Genomic DNA, 16,622 nt, shown 5'->3' with positions numbered 1-16,622 from the left:
CTACGGCGTCACGATGTTGAAGGTCGCCGTAGGAGTCACGACCACCGAGAACAACTTGGTGAGGAGAGAGACGTCCCCGGACGTCTGAATGGAGCCCAGCCCCTTCCCCGCGAGCAGTTGCAGTAGTTGCACCTTGTTCATGGTGAGCGTCAGACCCGCGGAGGGGTTGGGCACGGTGTCGACGGTGTGCGTGAGAACGCCATGCTTGAGCCGCAGATGCCAGTACTTGCCCTGACCGGGGAGGTACCAGTCGATGGCGAGCGCGAGATCCCAGGCGGCCGGACCATTGATCCGCACGGACATCGCGTCGACGAGCTGACTGACGGAAAGAGCCGCTTTGACGTCGGCGCTGTCGGAGGTGGTCTCCGGCGCCTTCACGCCCTCCCGCAGCTCCATAGCACCGGTGAGATAGAAGTTCCGCCAGACGGCGTTCTCAGTGGCGTACGCCAGCTTCTCGTAGACCTGGGCCAGGAGTTGCTTGGGCTTCTCCTGCTCCGGATCGGCGAACACGCAGTGATTGAGGAGCGTGGCGGCGAACCGTAGATCGCCATCGCGGATGAAGGTACGGGCTTTCGCGGTCGCGGAGACGATACCGCCGAGCGCCTTGACGTACCGCTTCGCCTCGGCGACGGGCGGATGCTCCCAGAGATGAGCCGGGTTGGCGTCGAACCACCCCATGTACCGCTGATAGATGCCCTTGACGTTATGACTGATGGACCCGTAGTACCCGCGATTCGCCCACACCTCGGCAAGGGCGGGCGGGAGCTGGAACTCCTCGGCGATCTCACGGCCCGTCATCCCCGCATTGATCATGCGCAAGGTCTGGTCATGCATGTACGCGTACAGATCACGCTGAGCTTCGAGCAGACCGACGATGTTGTCGTTCCCCCACGTCGGCCAGTGATGCGACGCGAACGCGACGTCGACCTGACCGTCGTAGAGCGAGACCGACTCGGTGAGATAGGCCGCCCACTGCTTGGCATCACGGACCTGGGCCCCGCGCAGGGTGATGATGTTGTGCATCGTGTGCGTCGCGTTCTCGGCCATGCAGACGGCACGAAGCTCCGGGAACAGGAAGTTCATCTCAGCGGCGGCCTCGGTACCGGGTGTCATCTGGAACTCGATGACGACACCGTCGAGAGTCTCCCGCTGCCCGGTCGTGGTCACGTACTTCGTCGGTTCGAGCAGCCCGATCGTCCCGGTGGAGATGTTCTGCCCCAGCCCACACCCGATCTGCCCCGTCCGGCTCTTCGGGAGCTGCGCGCCGTACATGTAGACGGACCGGCGGCTCATGGCGGTACCGGCGAAGACGTTCTCGGAGACGGCGTGCTCCATGAACCCCGCGGGCGCGAGGATCGGGACATCGCCGGCACCGTCGGGGAGGACGCCTCGGCAGCCGCCGTAGTGGTCGACGTGGGGGTGGGTGTAGATGAGCGCGGTGACGGCCTTGTCGGCGACGTGGTCGCGGTACAGCTTGAGCGCGGCGGCGGCGGTCTCGGATGAGATGAGAGGGTCAATGACGATGATTCCGGTGTCGCCCTCGACGATCGTCATGTTGGAGAGGTCGAGTCCACGGATCTGATAGATCCGGTCGGTGACTTTGTAGAGTCCCTGCTTCTGCGCGAGTTGAGACTGCCGCCAGAGACTGGGATTGGCTGTCTTTGGGGCGTCGCCCTTGAGGAACTCGTACGCGTCGTTGTCCCATACGACTTTCCCGGCGGCGTTCTTGACGACTCCCGGCGCCAATGCCGCGATGAACCCTCGATCGGCCGCCACGAAATCGGCATCGTCCGAGAAGTCCAGCTCATTGATATTCGTCGCACTGTTTCCGCTTGCTTCGGCACTCTGGCCCAGGGCGGCTGCGGATTCCGGGCTCACAGCGACTGCCGCGGCGGCGGCACCGGCGGCCGCGGCGATGAGGCCTCGTCGGTTCAGGGGAGTCATGGGGCCGAACATCGCTGGCGGGGTTTGGGGTGGTCAACGGTTCGGACGGGATTTGGGGCAGGTCCCAGGGGGTGGGGGTGCGGGGGTGTGACGGGTCATATTGCGGGGGTCAGTGTTTGGGGCCTACGTGGGTGTCCATCAGGGCTACTGAGGCTTTGCGGGCGATGGAGATGTTGAAGGGGTCGCTGCCGCGGGCGAGGGTTGTCCATTCGGCGCCGACGAGGTCGAGGGCGTCGGTGAAGAGCTTCCTGATGTCGTCGGACTTGTTGCTGAAGAAGTAGCGGGGGTATTCGTAGCGCTTGCGTTCACCGGCGACGAGGCGGGTCGTCCAGTTGGTGATGCGGCATCCGTCGGAGTGGATGAGGCCGCGGATGAATTCCCAGGGGTGTGCGTTGACGATTTCCTGTTGCCAGGGGGCGAGGGCGATGAGGCGCTCGTGTTTCTTGCCGGGGCCGTGCTGGGGGAAGAGGCACCACAGGTGCATTGAGTACAGCTTCAGGTCTCGGCAGCCTTTGCGGCGGACTCGGCAGACAGAGTTGTTAGGGAAGACGGAGCGCATCGCGTGCTCGCACTCGTCCATGAGCCCTGGGTGTGACTCGGCGCAAGTGATGGACAGGCTGGGCGATCGCATCGCGCGGTTCTGGATGATGTGGCCGTCGCCAAGGTAGAGGCCGAGGAGGTAGGAGTACGCCGGACGGTTGAGGTCGCCGTCGCATCGAGGGCACGGCGGTGGCTGGCGTCCCGGGCACTCGCCGCGGGTGGCTCGATCCGCATGTTTCCAGTAACCGATCGTGCCGACCGGGATGTTGAACTGGCGGGCCACGTCGGCGTTACGGACGCCGTCGCGCAGGAGTGTGAGTGCCCGCTGTCGAACCTCAGTACCGTGAAAGTTCATGCGAACTACTCTGAGTGAGTGATCGCGACCGAGCGCAGCAAAGAGCGGATGTTCACGAGAACGTGGACATCCGCTTATGGATCAGGAGTGCCGGGTGCGGGATTCGAACCCGCACGCCCTTTCAGGCAATCGCTTTTGAGGCGATCATGTCTACCCTTCCATCAACCCGGCGGGAGTGACTGGTCGGAAGCATACCGGGTCACCGTAGGCCGCCGCTGCTAGGTAGGCTGCATAAGCAGCACAACCTGCCCGGCCCGCAACAAGGAGCCCCCGTGACCGCCCCCGAGTCGCCCCAGCCCGTAGACGCGCCCGACGACGATAAGTCGCACGTGCCTCCGCTGACGACCCGTGTCGTCATCGCCGAGGACGAGGCGCTGATTCGCCTCGACCTCAAAGAGATGCTGGAGGAAGAGGGCTACAACGTCGTCGGCGAGGCCGGTGACGGTGAGCAGGCCATCGAGCTCGCCCGCGAGCACAAGCCGGACCTCGTGATCCTCGACGTGAAGATGCCGAAGCTCGACGGGATCTCCGCGGCGGAGAAGATCGCCGAGGAGCGCATCGCCCCCGTCCTCATGCTGACCGCCTTCTCGCAGCGCGACCTCGTCGAGCGTGCGAGGGACGCCGGTGCGATGGCGTACCTCGTGAAGCCGTTCAGCAAGAGTGACGTCGTGCCCGCGATCGAGATGGCCGTCTCCCGGTTCACCGAGCTGAAGGAGCTGGAGGCGGAGGTCGCGGACCTGACCCTGCGTCTTGAGACCCGCAAGCTCGTCGACCGCGCGAAGTCGATCCTTCAGACCGAGTACGGGCTGACGGAGCCCGCCGCGTTCCGTTGGATCCAGAAGACGTCGATGGACCGCCGTATGTCGATGCAGCAGGTCGCGGAGGCGGTCATCCAGGACGCCGACGAGAAGAAGGCCGGCAAGGGCTGACCCCCGGGTACGTATGCGCGAGGCCCGCGTCCCCAGCTGGGGACGCGGGCCTCGTCGTACGACAGTGGCAGCCGGAGCCAGGACTCAGTCCTCGCCCAGGTACGCCTTCCGTACGGACTCGTCGTGCAGCAGGTCCTGTCCGGTACCCGAGAGCACGATCTTGCCGATCTCCATGACATGGCCGTGGTCGGCCAGGGACAGAGCCGCCTGGGCGTTCTGTTCCACGAGCAGAATCGTCGTGCCCTGGGACTTCAGCTCGGCGATCGTCGCCATGATCTTCTGCATCATGATCGGCGAGAGGCCCATGGACGGCTCGTCGAGCATCAGCAGCTTCGGCTGGGACATGAGCGCACGGCCCATCGCGAGCATCTGCTGCTCACCGCCCGAGAGGGTGCCCGCGGCCTGCTTGCGACGCTCTCCCAGGATCGGGAAGAGGTCGTAAGCCCGCTGGATGTCCTTCTCGATGCCCGGCTTGTCGTTCCGCAGGAACGCGCCCAGCCGCAGGTTGTCCTCGATCGTCATGCGCGGGAAGATGTGCCGCCCCTCGGGGGAGTGGGCCAGGCCGAGCGAGACGATGTCGTGGGCGGGGACCTTCTTCAGCGACTTGCCGCCGAATTTGATCTGGCCGCCGACGGGCTTGAGGAGTCCCGACAGGGTGCGCAGCGTCGTCGTCTTGCCGGCGCCGTTCGTGCCGATGAGGGTGACGACTTCGCCGGCCTCGACCTTGAACGAGATGCCCTTGACGGCTTCGATCTTGCCGTAGGCGACCCGGAGGTCCTCGACTTCGAGCAGTGCGGTCATCGGTCGTTCTCCTTGCCGGGCGCGGCGTCGGTCGTGGTGGTGGCCTGTGCCTCGGCCGCCTCGACCTCCGCGACTTCGGCGTCGCCCGGGGTGCCCTCGAAGGGTTCGCCGAGGTAGGCGGCGATAACGCGTTCGTCGCCCTGGACGGTGGCGCTGTCGCCCTCGATGAGCTTCTCGCCCTGGACCAGGACGGCCACGCGGTCGCAGAGGTTGAAGATGAAGCGCATGTCGTGCTCGATGACGAGGACGGCGATGCCCTTGTCGCGGATGGCGAAGACGAGTTCCTCCGTCGCCCGCGTCTCCTGGGGGTTCATGCCGGCCGTCGGCTCGTCCAGGAGCAGCAGGCCGGGCTCGCTGGCCAGCGCTCGTGCGATCTCCAGCTTGCGCTGCTCGCCGTAGGGGAGGTTGCGGGCGAGGTGTTCGGCCTTGCTCGCGAGGCCTACGAACTCCAGGAGTTCCATGGCGCGTTCGCGGGAGGCCTTCTCGGCCTTGTGGAAGCCGGGGCCGCGGAGGAGTGCGGACCACAGGCCTTCCTTTGTGCGCGTGTGGCGGCCGACGAGGACGTTTTCCAGGACCGTCATGTTGGCGAACAGGCGGATGTTCTGGAAGGTGCGGGCGATGCCGGCGGCGGTGACCTTGAAGGACTTGGGCGGGAGGACGGTGCCCTTGTAGCGGACTTCGCCTTCGGTGGGGATGTAGAGGCCCGTCAGGCAGTTGAAGAACGTCGTCTTGCCGGCGCCGTTGGGGCCGATGAGGCCGACGATCTCGCCGCTGTTGACCTGGAGGTCGACGTTGCGTACGGCGGTGAGGCCGCCGAAGCGCATGGTGACGCCGCGGGCGTCGAGGACGGTGGTCCCGGTGACGGTGGTGGTGTCGGTGGTCATGTGTCAGGCCCCTGCCTTGCTGAGGACTGCGGGCGCTTCGGCCTCTTCGTGGAATTCGAGCTGGCGGCGCCGGTTCGGGATGAGGCCCTCGGGGCGGAAGCGCATCAGGAGGACGAGCGCGAGTCCGAAGGCGAAGAGCTGGTAGTCGCCGAGGAACTGGAGCTTGGCCGGGATGAGGTAGAGCAGTGCGGCGCCGACGAGGGGGCCGGCGATGGTGCCCATGCCGCCGAGGACGACGGCCGCGAGGAGGAAGGCGGAGTTGGGCGGGACCACGTGGGCGAACTGGTACTGCTCGGGGGTCACGGTGTAGGTGACGTGGGCCTGTACGGCGCCGGCGAGGCCGGCGAGGGAGGCGCCGAGGGCGAACGCGATGAGCTTGACGCGGAAGCCGTTGATGCCCATGGCGAGGGCGGCGGTCTCGTCTTCGCGGATGGCGATCCAGGCGCGGCCGATGCGGGAGTCGCTGCTGCGCTTGAAGACCACCACGACGATGAGGGTGATGAGGAGCATCAGCAGGAAGTAGTTGGCGAATCGGCCGATGGTGAAGCCGAGGAAGGTGTGTTCCAGGCCGAAGTCGAATCCGAGGATGTCGAGGTTCGGGATGGAGGAGATGCCGTTGGAGCCGTTGGTGATGTCGGGTCCGCTGGTGCCGTCCATGTTGAGGACGGTGATGCGGAAGATCTCACCGAAGCCGAGCGTCACGATGGCGAGGTAGTCGCCGCGCAGGCGCAGGGTGGGGGCGCCGATGAGGACGCCGAAGACCATGGCGACGGCGGCGCCGAGGAGCGCGGAGATCCAGAACGGCAGGTGGAGGTCGAAGGGGGAGGAGGGGGAGCCGGAGACCATGGCCGCGGTGTAGGCGCCGACGCCGAGGAAGGCGACGTATCCGAGGTCGAGGAGGCCGGCGAGGCCGACGACGATGTTCAGGCCGAGGGCGACGGTGGCGAAGATGAGGATGTAGACGCCGATGGTCGCGTACTGGTCGTCGGACTGGGTGAAGGGGAAGAGTGCGGCGGCGATGAAGGCGCCGAACATGGTGATGGTGCTGTGTCTGCCGGTGATCGCCGAGACCCGGGCCACGAGCCCGGCCTTGGAGAGGGCGGCGAAGAGGAAGCCGACGGTGAGGAGGAAGCCGACGAAGAGTTCGTCGTACTCGGTGCCGATGCCGTAGGTGAAGACGATGAGGCCGACGGCCATGGCGGCGACGATGACGAGGATCTCGGCGTAGGCGGGGAGCTTGCGGGCCGGTGCCGGGGTGGGGGTGAAGACGGCGGACTTCAGGAGGGCGACGATGTGGCGCCAGATGTGGCCGATGCGCTCGCCGGGGGTGGCGTCCTCGTCGATGAGTTCTTCCTCGGGCCGTTCGAACGGGAGGGAGAACGCGCCGAGGAAGGCGGCCAGGGTGACGGCGGCGGCGATGAAGCCGCCGGGTTCGAGGTTGACGACGCCGCCGAGCTGGGCGCTGATGGCGATGACGGTGTACCAGGTGGTGACGAAGGTGCCGGTCGCGGCGAGTTTGATGGCGCCGTCGGCTCCGGCGGGGGCGATCCAGCGCAGGCCCTTGACGCCGTAGGAGGCGAGGCCGAAGAGGGCGGTGAGGGCGCCGCCGATGAGGACGAGGACCTGGAGGCCGCCGGGGTAGCCGTAGTAGGTGAGGTCGCCGGGGAATTCGCTGGTCCAGGTCCAGGCGAGGAAGGTGGAGACGACGGCGAGGATGCCGCCCGCGGTGGCGAGGGCGCGTCCGACGTTCTCGGGGAGGCCGATGAGGGCCTTGGGTGCGCTGTCCTTGTTGACGGGGGCGCCGGTGTTTTCGGTGGTCTGTGTGGTCATGGGGGTCACGCCCTGTCCGCGACGCGCTCGCCGAGCAGGCCTTGTGGCCTGACGAGGAGTACGAGGATGAGGAGTACGAAGGCCCAGACGTTGGCCCAGGACTGTCCGCCGAGCAGGTCGAAGCCGGGTACGTCGGCGATGTAGGCGGTGGCCATGGTTTCGGCGAGGCCGAGGACGAGGCCGCCGAGCATGGCGCCGTAGATGTTGCCGATGCCGCCGAGGACTGCGGCGGTGAAGGCCTTGAGGCCGAGGATGAAGCCCATGCGGAACTGGACCTGGCCGTACTTGAGGCCGTAGGCGACGGCTCCGACGGCGGCGAAGAGGGCGCCGAGGGCGAAGGCGACCACGATGATGCGGTCGGTGTTGATGCCCATGAGCTTGGCGGTGTCGGGGTCCTGGGCGGTGGCCTGCATGCCGCGGCCGGTGCGGGTCTTCATGACGAAGTAGGCGAGGATCGCCATGCTGATGGGGGCGGCGATGAACAGGAAGATGTCACCGGTCTGGATGGTGACGCTGCCGATCTCGAAGGGGCCGCCGGGAATCTCGGGGAAGTTGATGGATTCCTTGGCGCCGGGGTACCAGGCCCATACCGCCTGCTGGAGGGCGAGGGAGAGGCCGATGGCGGTGATGAGGGGGGCCAGGCGTGGGGCGGTGCGCAGGGGGCGGTAGGCGAACCGTTCCGCTCCGACGGCGACGAGGACTGCGGCGATGACGGCTCCGACGAGCATGAGTGGCAGTGCGATCCACATGGTGGTGCCGTCGGGCAGTACGTACAGGTAGACCGTGAGGGCGCCGAACCCTCCGATCATGAAGATCTCGCCGTGGGCGAAGTTGATGAGCTGGACGATGCCGTAGACCATTGTGTAGCCGATGGCGACGAGCCCGTACATTGCTCCTAGTAGCAGGCCGTTGACCAGCTGCTGCGGCAGTTCGTTCACCGCATGTCCTCCGGGGTTTCGGATGTTCGACGAATGTGACCGGATGTGAGTCCGTGACCGGATGTGACTCCGCGCGGGGCGCCAGTGGAACAGCGCCCCGCGCGGCTCATTTCAGTGGTGCTGCGGGCTCTCGATCAGCCGGTGTAGGTGCCGGACTTGACGGCCTTCCAGGCGCCGTTCTCGACGGCGTAGACGGTGAGCTGCTTGTTGGTGGCGTCACCGTACTCGTCGAAGGCGACCTTGCCGGTCACACCGTCGAAGGAGACGTTCTGGACGGCGGCGGTGATCTTGGCGCGGGCGTCGGACGGGAGCTTGCCGTCGTTGTCCTCGACGACCTTCTTCACGGCCAGGATGATCGCCCAGGCGGCGTCGTAGGAGTAACCGCCGTACGCCGCGTACTCCTCCTTGTAGCCGCCGGCCTTGTAGTCGGCGACGAACTGCTTGGCGGAGTCGAGGGTCTCGACCGGGGCGCCGACGGAGGTGGCGAGGTCACCGGTGCTGCCGGAGCCGGCCAGCTCGATGAAGGTCGGGTCGTAGATGCCGTCACCGCCGACGAGCGGGATCTTGGCACCGGCGGCCTTGATCTGCTTGCTGAGCGGGCCGGCCTGCGGGTACTCGCCGCCGTAGTAGACGACGTCGGCGCCGGAGTTCTTGACCTTGGTGGCGACCGCGGAGAAGTCCTTGGTGTCCGGGTCGATGTGGTCGGTGCCGACGACCTTGCCGCCGAGCTTCTTGAACTCTTCGGTGAAGGTGGCGGCGAGGCCGGCGCCGTAGGTCTTCTTGTCGTCGATGACGAAGACGTTCTTCTTCTTGGCGTCGTTGAAGACGTACTGCGCGGCGAACGGGCCCTGGATGGCGTCCGTGGTCGCGGTGCGGAAGTACGACTTGTACGCCCGGACCTTCTCCTTCTGCCAGTTGACACCCTGGGTGAGGGCCGGGCCGGTGTTGGCCGGGGAGATCTCGACGAGCTTGGCGTCGTCGAAGACCTTCTGCATGGACTCGGCGACGGAGGAGTTCAGCGGGCCGACGACGCCGTAGACGGACTTGTCGGACACGAACTGGACGGCGTTGGCCTGGCCCGAGGAGGGCTGTGCCTGGTCGTCGCGGGCTTCCACCGAGAAGGTGACGCCGTCGACGAGCTTCTGCTTGTTGGCCGTCTTGGCAGCGAGGTCGACCGAGTTCTTGATGCCGAGGCCCAGCGCGGACAGGTCGCCCGTCAGAGGGGCGTCGACACCGATGACGACCTTGGTGCCGCCACCGGAGTCCGATCCGCTGCTGTCATCGTCGCGCGAGCCGCAGGCGGTGAGGGTGAGTGCTCCCGCCGCCAGCGCGGCGGTGATGGTGATGAGCGAACGTTGACGCACGATTCGTCCTTTCACTGGCGCGGCGCTCCCCCCTGGAAGCGGCCGAGTCGCTGCGCGGGTGCCTGACGAGACAATCCAGTGGCGCGGTGACTGGGCGTGACTCTAAGCGCGTGCGGGGATCGTGGAGGAGGGTCTGGGGGAGGCTGTGACGCTCTTGTTATGACACGTCGTAATGCAGAGCGGTACTGACTGGGTGGAACAGCGGAATTCAGACCGATTCGCCCTGTCCGCATTGTGAGAACCCGCAGGACTCCCCTGGGGTTGTTCAGGTGTCTCGGGTGTTTTGGTAATTACCCGAAACTGTTGCTGCAGGCGACTTGTAGGGCGTCCGAGAGCTGTTGCGCATAGCGCTGTCCGAGGATGAAGCTGTGGACTTCTATTGCGCGCGTATTACGTAGAGTTACGTCAAGGAAAGGGAGCCCGGCGTTCCATGGCACTTTCCTGCATTGGGTCACCTGCATGGTGACAACGATCTTGCGGCTTGCGCCCGCTGTCGTCCGGAATGGAGCCGTTGGGGTCGATTTCACGGACAGACCGGCATACGGCTGGGAAATCCTGGTCACGGTCACCGGCGGCCCGGCGAGCACGCTGAGTTCCACCCCGAAGCTGAAGCTCCTGGGCGGCGCCCCCGCGGGCGTGGCCTCCGGGCTCAGGAAGTGCATGTCCGTCACCTGGGACGGATACGGCGGAGGCGGCGGCGCCGGCGGCTCGGGACGCGTCGCGTACAGATAGCCGCCGCCCACGAGCACACCGACGGCGGTCGCGGTCGCGAGGGTGGCGCGCCGGTGCCGGTCGTAGGACGCGGCGAGACGCCCCCGGGGGCGCCGGGGGCGCAGCGGGTCGTCGAGGGCGTCCCAGGTGCCTTCACCGGGCTCCACGGGGCCTATGCCGGTCACGGGGGATCCGGCGGGCACGGCGGGGCCCACGCCGGTCACCGTGCCCTCGCCCGGCTCGACCGGCCCCACACCGCTCATGTGGGCTCCTCCCGTTCCCATGTCCCGACGCTAGGCCTTGGGGGAGGGGCGGGGCCAGAGGTCGTCGCTTGCGGCGGGGTGCCGTCAGCCGGCCGCCGCCGCTATGTGCGCGCCGTCGCCGGGGTTGACGTCCCGCAGCAGACAGGTCAGCCGCGCGGTGCAGACGCGCCGCCCGTCCTCGTCGCTGATCACGATCTCGTACGTCGCCGTCGAGCGCCCCCGGTGCACGGGTGTGGCCACGCCGGTCACCAGGCCGGAGCGGGCGCCCCGGTGGTGGGTGCAGTTGAGGTCGACGCCGACGGCGATCTTGGAGCTGCCGCCGTGGAGCATCGAGCCGACCGAGCCGAGGGTCTCGGCGAGGACCGCGGAGGCGCCGCCGTGCAGCAGCCCGTACGGCTGGGTGTTGCCCTCGACCGGCATGGTCCCGACGACCCGGTCCGAGGACGCCTCGACGATCTGCACGCCCATGCGTGTGCCGAGGTGTCCCGCGGAGAACAGGGCCGGCAGGTCGACGCCGAGCGCGGCGTACTCGTCGATGACCTCTTGCGGGAACTTCACGTGCTGCTGCTCGCCCATGGGGCCCGGCTCCGTTCGTCGGGATCGCTCACGTCGGGATCACTCGACTGAGCAAACGCTCAGTCGGTCGCCGATTGTTCCAGACGGACGACGACGGACTTGCTGGCCGGGGTGTTGCTGGTGTCGGCGGTGGCGTCCAGCGGGACGAGGACGTTGGTCTCCGGGTAGTAGGCGGCCGCGCAGCCGCGCGCGGTCGGGTAGTGCACGACCCGGAAGCCGGGTGCCCGCCGCTCGACGCCGTCCTTCCACTCGCTGACGAGGTCCACGTAGGAGCCGTCGGCGAGCTTCAGGCGCTGGGCGTCCTCGGGGTTGACGAGGACGACCCGGCGGCCGTTTGTGATGCCCCGGTAGCGGTCGTCGAGGCCGTAGATGGTGGTGTTGTACTGGTCGTGCGAGCGCAGCGTCTGGAGCAGCAGCCGTCCCTCGGGCAGTTCGGGGAACTCCACGGGCGCGGCGGTGAAGTTGGCCTTGCCGGTGGCGGTGGGGAAGCGGCGCTCGTCGCGCGGGGCGTGCGGGAGGGTGAAGCCTCCAGGGCGACCAGCAGAATCAGTCACGCGCGCGTTGAAGTCCTCGAAGCCGGGGATCACGCGCGCGATGCGGTCGCGGATGGTGGCGTAGTCCTTCTCGAACTCCTCCCACGGCGTACGGGACTCGTCGCCCAGCACGCGGCGTGCCAGGCGGGCCACGATGGCGGGCTCGGAGAGCAGGTGAGTGCTCGCCGGTTCCAGGCGGCCGCGGGAGGCGTGGACCATGCCCATGGAGTCCTCGACGGTCACGAACTGCTCGCCGCTGCCCTGGAGATCGCGCTCGGTGCGGCCGAGGGTGGGCAGGATCAGGGCACGCGCGCCCGTGACCGCGTGCGAGCGGTTCAGCTTCGTCGACACGTGCACGGTCAGCCGCGCGCGCCGCATGGCCGCCTCGGTGACCTCGGTGTCGGGGGAGGCGGAGACGAAGTTGCCGCCCATGGCGAAGAAGAGCTTCGCCTCGCCGTCGCGCAGCGCCTGGATGGCCCCTACGACGTCGTAGCCGTGCTCGCGCGGGGGCGCGAAGCCGAACTCCTTCTCCAGGGCGTCGAGGAAGGCGGGGGCGGGGCGTTCGAAGATGCCCATGGTGCGGTCGCCCTGCACGTTGGAGTGGCCGCGGACCGGGCAGACGCCGGCGCCCGGGCGGCCGATGTCGCCGCGCAGGAGGAGGAAGTTGACGACCTCGCGGATGGTCGGCACGGCGTGCTTGTGCTGGGTGAGGCCCATGGCCCAGCAGACGATGGTGCGCTGCGAGGCGAGCACCATGGCGAGGGCTTCCTCGATCTCCGCGCGCGTGAGGCCGGTCGCGGTGAGCGTCTCGTCCCAGTCGGCGGCGCGGGCGGCCTCGGCGAACTCCTCGAAGCCGTGGGTGTGTTCGTCGATGAAGGCCTGGTCGACGGCGCCCTCGGTCTCCAGGATCAGCTTGTTGAGGAGGCGGAAGAGGGCCTGGTCGCCGCCGATGCGGATCTGGAGGAACAGGTCGGTGAGGGCGGCGCCCTTGAGCATGCCCTGCGGGGTCTGCGGGTTCTTGAACCGCTCCAGGCCCGCCTCGGGCAGCGGGTTGACGCTGATGACCTTCGCGCCGTTCGCCTTGGCCTTCTCCAGGGCGGAGAGCATGCGCGGGTGGTTGGTGCCGGGGTTCTGGCCCGCGACGATGATCAGGTCGGCCTTGTAGAGGTCTTCGAGCAGGACGCTGCCCTTGCCGATGCCGATGGTCTCGACGAGCGCCGAACCCGAGGACTCGTGGCACATGTTGGAGCAGTCCGGCAGGTTGTTGGTGCCGAGCTCGCGCGCGAACAGCTGGTAGAGGAAGGCGGCCTCGTTGCTGGTGCGGCCCGAGGTGTAGAAGAGGGCCTCGTCGGGGGAGTTGAGCGCGGCGATCTCCTCGGCGACGATGTCGAAGGCGCGCTCCCAGCTCACCGGCTCGTAGTGGGTGCCGCCCTCGGGGAGGTACATGGGGTGGGTGAGCCGCCCCTGCTGTCCCAGCCAGTAGCCGCTGCGGGTGGCGAGGTCGGTGACGGGGTGCGCGGCGAAGAACTCCGGGGTGACCCGGCGCAGGGTGGCCTCCTCGGCGACCGCCTTGGCGCCGTTCTCGCAGAACTCCGCCTTGTGCCGGTGCTCCGGCTCCGGCCAGGCGCAGCCGGGACAGTCGAAGCCGTCCTTCTGGTTGACCCGCAGCAGGGTGAGCGCGGTGCGCTTGACGCCCATCTGCTGCTGTGCGATCCGCAGGGTGTGCCCGATGGCGGGCAGTCCGGCCGCCGCGTGCTTCGGCTCGGCGACCTGGGGGGCGTCCTGAACCGGATCGCCCTTGGGCGGCTTGGTGGCCATCGCGGCGTTCTCCTTCGCGTGCACATGTGAGGTACGTCTCCGATCCTCGCACGCAACGCCGACAACCGAGGTGGCCGGAGCGGGTGCGGGACATCGGCCATGGTTGCGTATCAAGCAATAGTTGCGGAAGGGGCAACTGGGTGGGAGGGGTGGCGTCGCGGCGGGTGTCGGGCGGGTGTCGGCGGTGTGGTCCGACTGTCAGTGGCTCGTGGCAGGATCGGGGACGTGGCAGAGACAGCAGCGAAGAAGACCGACAACAGCCCCGGCGGCACCCGTCCGCGCCTGATGCTCATGGACGGGCACTCGCTGGCGTACCGCGCGTTCTTCGCGCTGCCCGCGGAGAACTTCACGACCGCGACGGGCCAGCCGACCAACGCGATCTACGGCTTCGCCTCGATGCTGGCCAACACCCTGCGCGACGAGGCGCCGACCCACTTCGCGGTCGCCTTCGACGTCTCCCGCAAGACCTGGCGCTCCGAGGAGTTCACGGAGTACAAGGCCAACCGCTCCAAGACCCCGGACGAGTTCAAGGGCCAGGTCGAGCTGATCGGCGAGGTCCTCGACGCGATGCACGTCTCGCGGTTCGCGGTCGACGGCTTCGAGGCCGACGACATCATCGCCACGCTCGCCACCCAGGCCGAGGCCGAGGGCTTCGACGTCCTCATCGTCACCGGCGACCGGGACTCCTTCCAGCTCGTCAGCGAGCACACCACCGTGCTCTACCCGACGAAGGGCGTCTCGGAGCTGACCCGGTTCACCCCGGAGAAGGTGTTCGAGAAGTACGGCCTCACCCCCGCCCAGTACCCCGACTTCGCGGCCCTGCGCGGCGACCCGTCCGACAACCTCCCCGGCATCCCCGGCGTCGGCGAGAAGACCGCCGCGAAGTGGATCAACCAGTTCGGTTCCTTCGCGGACCTCGTCGAGCGCGTCGACGAGGTCAAGGGCAAGGCCGGTCAGAACCTCCGCGACCACCTGGAGGCGGTCAAGCTCAACCGCCGCCTCACCGAGATGGTCCGCACCGTCGAGCTCCCCAAGACGGTCGCCGACCTGGAGCGCGCCCCGTACGACCGCAAGACCCTCGCCATGATCCTCGACACCCTGGAGATCAGGAACCCGTCCCTGCGCGAGCGCCTGCTCGCGGTCGACCCGGGTGCCGAGGAGGCCGAGCCGGCCCCGGCCGCGACCGCCGGGGTGGACCTCGACGGCACCGTGCTCGGCACCGGCGAGCTGGCCGCCTGGCTCACCGAGCACGCCACCGGCACCCTCGGCGTCGCCACCGTCGACACCTGGGCGCTGGGCACCGGCTCGGTCGCCGAGATCGCCCTCGCGGCGGCCGGGGGAGCCGCGGCCTGGCTCGACCCGACGGAACTCGACGAGTCCGACGAGACGGCGCTCGCCGCCTGGCTGGCCGACGCCGGCAAGCCCAAGGTCTTCCACAACGCCAAGGGCGCGATGCGGGTCTTCGCCGAGCACGGCTGGAGCATCGCCGGCGTCGCCATGGACACCGCCCTCGCCGCCTACCTCGTCAAGCCGGGCCGCCGTTCCTTCGACCTGGACGCCCTGTCCCTGGAGTATCTGCACCGGGAACTGGCACCCGCCGCCGCGGCCGACGGCCAGCTCGCCTTCGGCGCGGACGACGGCGCCGAGGCCGAGGCCCTCATGGTCCAGGCCCGCGCCATCCTCGACCTCGGCGAGGCCTTCGAGGCCCGCCTCCAGGAGGTCGGCGCCGCGGACCTCCTGCGCGACATGGAACTGCCCACCTCCATCCTGCTGGCCCGCATGGAGCGGCACGGCATCGCCGCCGACCGGGCCCACCTGGAGGCCATGGAGCAGATGTTCGCGGGCGCCGTGCAGCAGGCGGTGAAGGAAGCACACGCCGCCGCCGGGCACGAGTTCAACCTGGGCTCGCCCAAGCAGCTCCAGGAGGTCCTCTTCGGCGAACTGGGCCTGCCCAGGACGAAGAAGACCAAGACCGGCTACACCACGGACGCCGACGCCCTGGCCTGGCTGGCGACCCAGACCGACAACGAACTCCCGGTGATCATGCTCCGCCACCGCGAGCAGGCCAAGCTCCGCGTGACCGTGGAGGGCCTGATCAAGACGGTCGCGGCGGACGGCCGTATCCACACCACCTTCAACCAGACGGTGGCGGCGACCGGCCGCCTGTCCTCCACCGACCCGAACCTCCAGAACATCCCGGTCCGCACGGACGAGGGCCGGGCGATCCGCCGGGGCTTCGTGGTGGGCGAGGGCTTCGAATCATTGATGACCGCGGACTACAGCCAGATCGAACTCCGCGTCATGGCCCACCTCTCCGAGGACGAGGGCCTCATCGAGGCCTTCACCTCCGGCGAGGACCTCCACACCACGGTCGCCTCCCAGGTGTTCGCGGTCGACCGCGCGGACGTCGACGCCGAGATGCGCCGCAAGATCAAGGCCATGTCGTACGGCCTGGCGTACGGCCTGTCCGCCTTCGGCCTGTCCCAGCAGCTGAACATCGACGCGGGCGAGGCACGTGCCCTCATGGACACGTACTTCGAGCGCTTCGGCGGCGTCCGGGACTATCTGCGCCGCGCGGTCGACGAGGCGAGGGCCACCGGCTACACGGCCACCCTCTTCGGCCGCCGCCGCTACCTCCCCGACCTCAACAGCGACAACCGCCAGCGCCGCGAGGCCGCCGAACGCATGGCCCTCAACGCCCCCATCCAGGGCACGGCAGCCGACATCGTCAAGATCGCCATGCTCAACGTCGACAAGGCCCTGACGGACGCCCGCCTCGCCTCCCGCATGCTCCTCCAGGTCCACGACGAAATCGTCCTGGAGATCGCCCCGGGGGAGAGGACCCAGGTCGAGGAACTCGTCCGCCGGGAGATGGCGAACGCGGTCCACCTCCGGGCGCCGCTGGACGTGTCGGTGGGAGTGGGCCCGGACTGGGAATCGGCGGCGCACTAGCCTCCGGCGGTGGGGCGGGGGCTTGGGGCGCTGGGCGGGAGTGGTCGGGCGGGGCGGACGGTGCAGTTCGGAGAACACCGGGCTGCTCGAAGCTGCCGGCACGGGAAGCCGACCTAGGGGCGCGGGGAACTGCGCGACCAGCCCCCACGCACCCGCACCTGCCCACGAACCCTCCCCGCCCCCA

General features: G+C 68.2%; 12 protein-coding genes and 1 tRNA gene. 2 read left to right on the top strand and 11 right to left on the bottom strand.

What is annotated here, in order from left to right; all coding sequences use genetic code 11:
* From ABZ928_RS33015 to ABZ928_RS33005, 3 genes are all read right to left on the bottom strand, one after another.
* Window positions 1-1,944: an alkyl sulfatase dimerization domain-containing protein gene (locus ABZ928_RS33015; RefSeq protein WP_361527057.1), complete on the bottom strand. Its 1,944-nt coding sequence runs from the start codon at window positions 1,942-1,944 to the stop codon at window positions 1-3.
* Between the two features lie 109 nt (window positions 1,945-2,053).
* Window positions 2,054-2,839: a helix-turn-helix domain-containing protein gene (locus tag ABZ928_RS33010; RefSeq protein WP_361527055.1), complete on the bottom strand. Its 786-nt coding sequence runs from the start codon at window positions 2,837-2,839 to the stop codon at window positions 2,054-2,056.
* Between the two features lie 88 nt (window positions 2,840-2,927).
* Window positions 2,928-3,010, bottom strand: a tRNA-Leu gene (locus ABZ928_RS33005).
* A 101-nt stretch (window positions 3,011-3,111) separates the two neighbouring features.
* On the opposite strand from ABZ928_RS33005, the gene ABZ928_RS33000 reads away from it, so the two are divergent.
* Window positions 3,112-3,768, top strand: coding sequence for a response regulator (locus ABZ928_RS33000; protein WP_361527053.1), 657 nt, complete (start codon window positions 3,112-3,114; stop codon window positions 3,766-3,768).
* A gap of 84 nt (window positions 3,769-3,852) precedes the next feature.
* Here the strand turns inward: ABZ928_RS33000 and ABZ928_RS32995 are convergent, their stop codons facing one another.
* The 8 genes from ABZ928_RS32995 to ABZ928_RS32960 all read right to left on the bottom strand — a co-directional run bounded on the left by ABZ928_RS32995 (window position 3,853) and on the right by ABZ928_RS32960 (window position 13,486).
* Complete coding sequence (locus ABZ928_RS32995; RefSeq protein WP_361527051.1) at window positions 3,853-4,569, bottom strand: ABC transporter ATP-binding protein; 717 nt, start codon at window positions 4,567-4,569, stop codon at window positions 3,853-3,855.
* Window positions 4,566-5,453 (bottom strand): ABC transporter ATP-binding protein, encoded by an 888-nt coding sequence (locus tag ABZ928_RS32990; RefSeq protein ID WP_361527049.1) that lies wholly within the window; start codon window positions 5,451-5,453, stop codon window positions 4,566-4,568. The genes ABZ928_RS32995 and ABZ928_RS32990 overlap by 4 nt, the downstream gene beginning before the upstream one ends.
* A 3-nt stretch (window positions 5,454-5,456) precedes the next feature.
* Entirely contained in the window at window positions 5,457-7,283 is a 1,827-nt protein-coding gene (locus ABZ928_RS32985; protein WP_361527047.1) for a branched-chain amino acid ABC transporter permease, read from the bottom strand.
* 5 nt (window positions 7,284-7,288) lie between these two features.
* On the bottom strand, window positions 7,289-8,221 hold the full coding sequence (locus tag ABZ928_RS32980; protein ID WP_361527045.1) for a branched-chain amino acid ABC transporter permease: 933 nt from the start codon (window positions 8,219-8,221) through the stop codon (window positions 7,289-7,291).
* 134 nt (window positions 8,222-8,355) lie between these two features.
* A complete protein-coding gene (locus tag ABZ928_RS32975; protein WP_361527043.1) occupies window positions 8,356-9,585 on the bottom strand; it encodes a branched-chain amino acid ABC transporter substrate-binding protein in 1,230 nt (409 codons plus the stop codon).
* A 290-nt stretch (window positions 9,586-9,875) separates the two neighbouring features.
* Window positions 9,876-10,481 carry a Tat pathway signal sequence domain protein gene (locus ABZ928_RS32970; protein ID WP_361527395.1) on the bottom strand — a complete coding sequence of 202 codons (606 nt, stop codon included), beginning with the start codon at window positions 10,479-10,481 and terminating at the stop codon, window positions 9,876-9,878.
* A 162-nt stretch (window positions 10,482-10,643) separates the two neighbouring features.
* Complete coding sequence (locus ABZ928_RS32965; protein WP_361527041.1) at window positions 10,644-11,135, bottom strand: hotdog fold thioesterase; 492 nt, start codon at window positions 11,133-11,135, stop codon at window positions 10,644-10,646.
* 59 nt (window positions 11,136-11,194) lie between these two features.
* The gene (locus tag ABZ928_RS32960) at window positions 11,195-13,486 is read right to left on the bottom strand and encodes an FdhF/YdeP family oxidoreductase (protein ID WP_361527039.1); all 2,292 of its coding nucleotides are present in this window, start codon (window positions 13,484-13,486) and stop codon (window positions 11,195-11,197) included.
* Between the two features lie 225 nt (window positions 13,487-13,711).
* On the opposite strand from ABZ928_RS32960, the gene polA reads away from it, so the two are divergent.
* Window positions 13,712-16,438 (top strand): DNA polymerase I, encoded by a 2,727-nt coding sequence (polA, locus tag ABZ928_RS32955; protein ID WP_361527037.1) that lies wholly within the window; start codon window positions 13,712-13,714, stop codon window positions 16,436-16,438.
* The last annotated feature ends 184 nt before the right edge of the window (window positions 16,439-16,622 follow it).

This window comes from Streptomyces sp. NPDC046909, assembly GCF_040644695.1.
GTDB lineage: Bacteria > Actinomycetota > Actinomycetes > Streptomycetales > Streptomycetaceae > Streptomyces.
Note: the sequence above shows the minus strand (reverse complement) of the source record. Positions and strands in the feature narration are given on the sequence as shown.

Excerpts from the sequence above, each read along its gene's own strand:
- ABZ928_RS33010 (WP_361527055.1), bottom strand. The coding sequence starts at position 2,839 with ATGAACTTTCACGGTACTGAGGTTCGACAGCGGGCACTCACACTCCTG.
- ABZ928_RS33015 (WP_361527057.1), bottom strand. The coding sequence starts at position 1,944 with ATGACTCCCCTGAACCGACGAGGCCTCATCGCCGCGGCCGCCGGTGCC.
- ABZ928_RS32960 (WP_361527039.1), bottom strand. The coding sequence starts at position 13,486 with ATGGCCACCAAGCCGCCCAAGGGCGATCCGGTTCAGGACGCCCCCCAG.
- ABZ928_RS32995 (WP_361527051.1), bottom strand. The coding sequence starts at position 4,569 with ATGACCGCACTGCTCGAAGTCGAGGACCTCCGGGTCGCCTACGGCAAG.
- ABZ928_RS32965 (WP_361527041.1), bottom strand. The coding sequence starts at position 11,135 with ATGGGCGAGCAGCAGCACGTGAAGTTCCCGCAAGAGGTCATCGACGAG.
- ABZ928_RS32990 (WP_361527049.1), bottom strand. The coding sequence starts at position 5,453 with ATGACCACCGACACCACCACCGTCACCGGGACCACCGTCCTCGACGCC.
- ABZ928_RS32985 (WP_361527047.1), bottom strand. The coding sequence starts at position 7,283 with ATGACCACACAGACCACCGAAAACACCGGCGCCCCCGTCAACAAGGAC.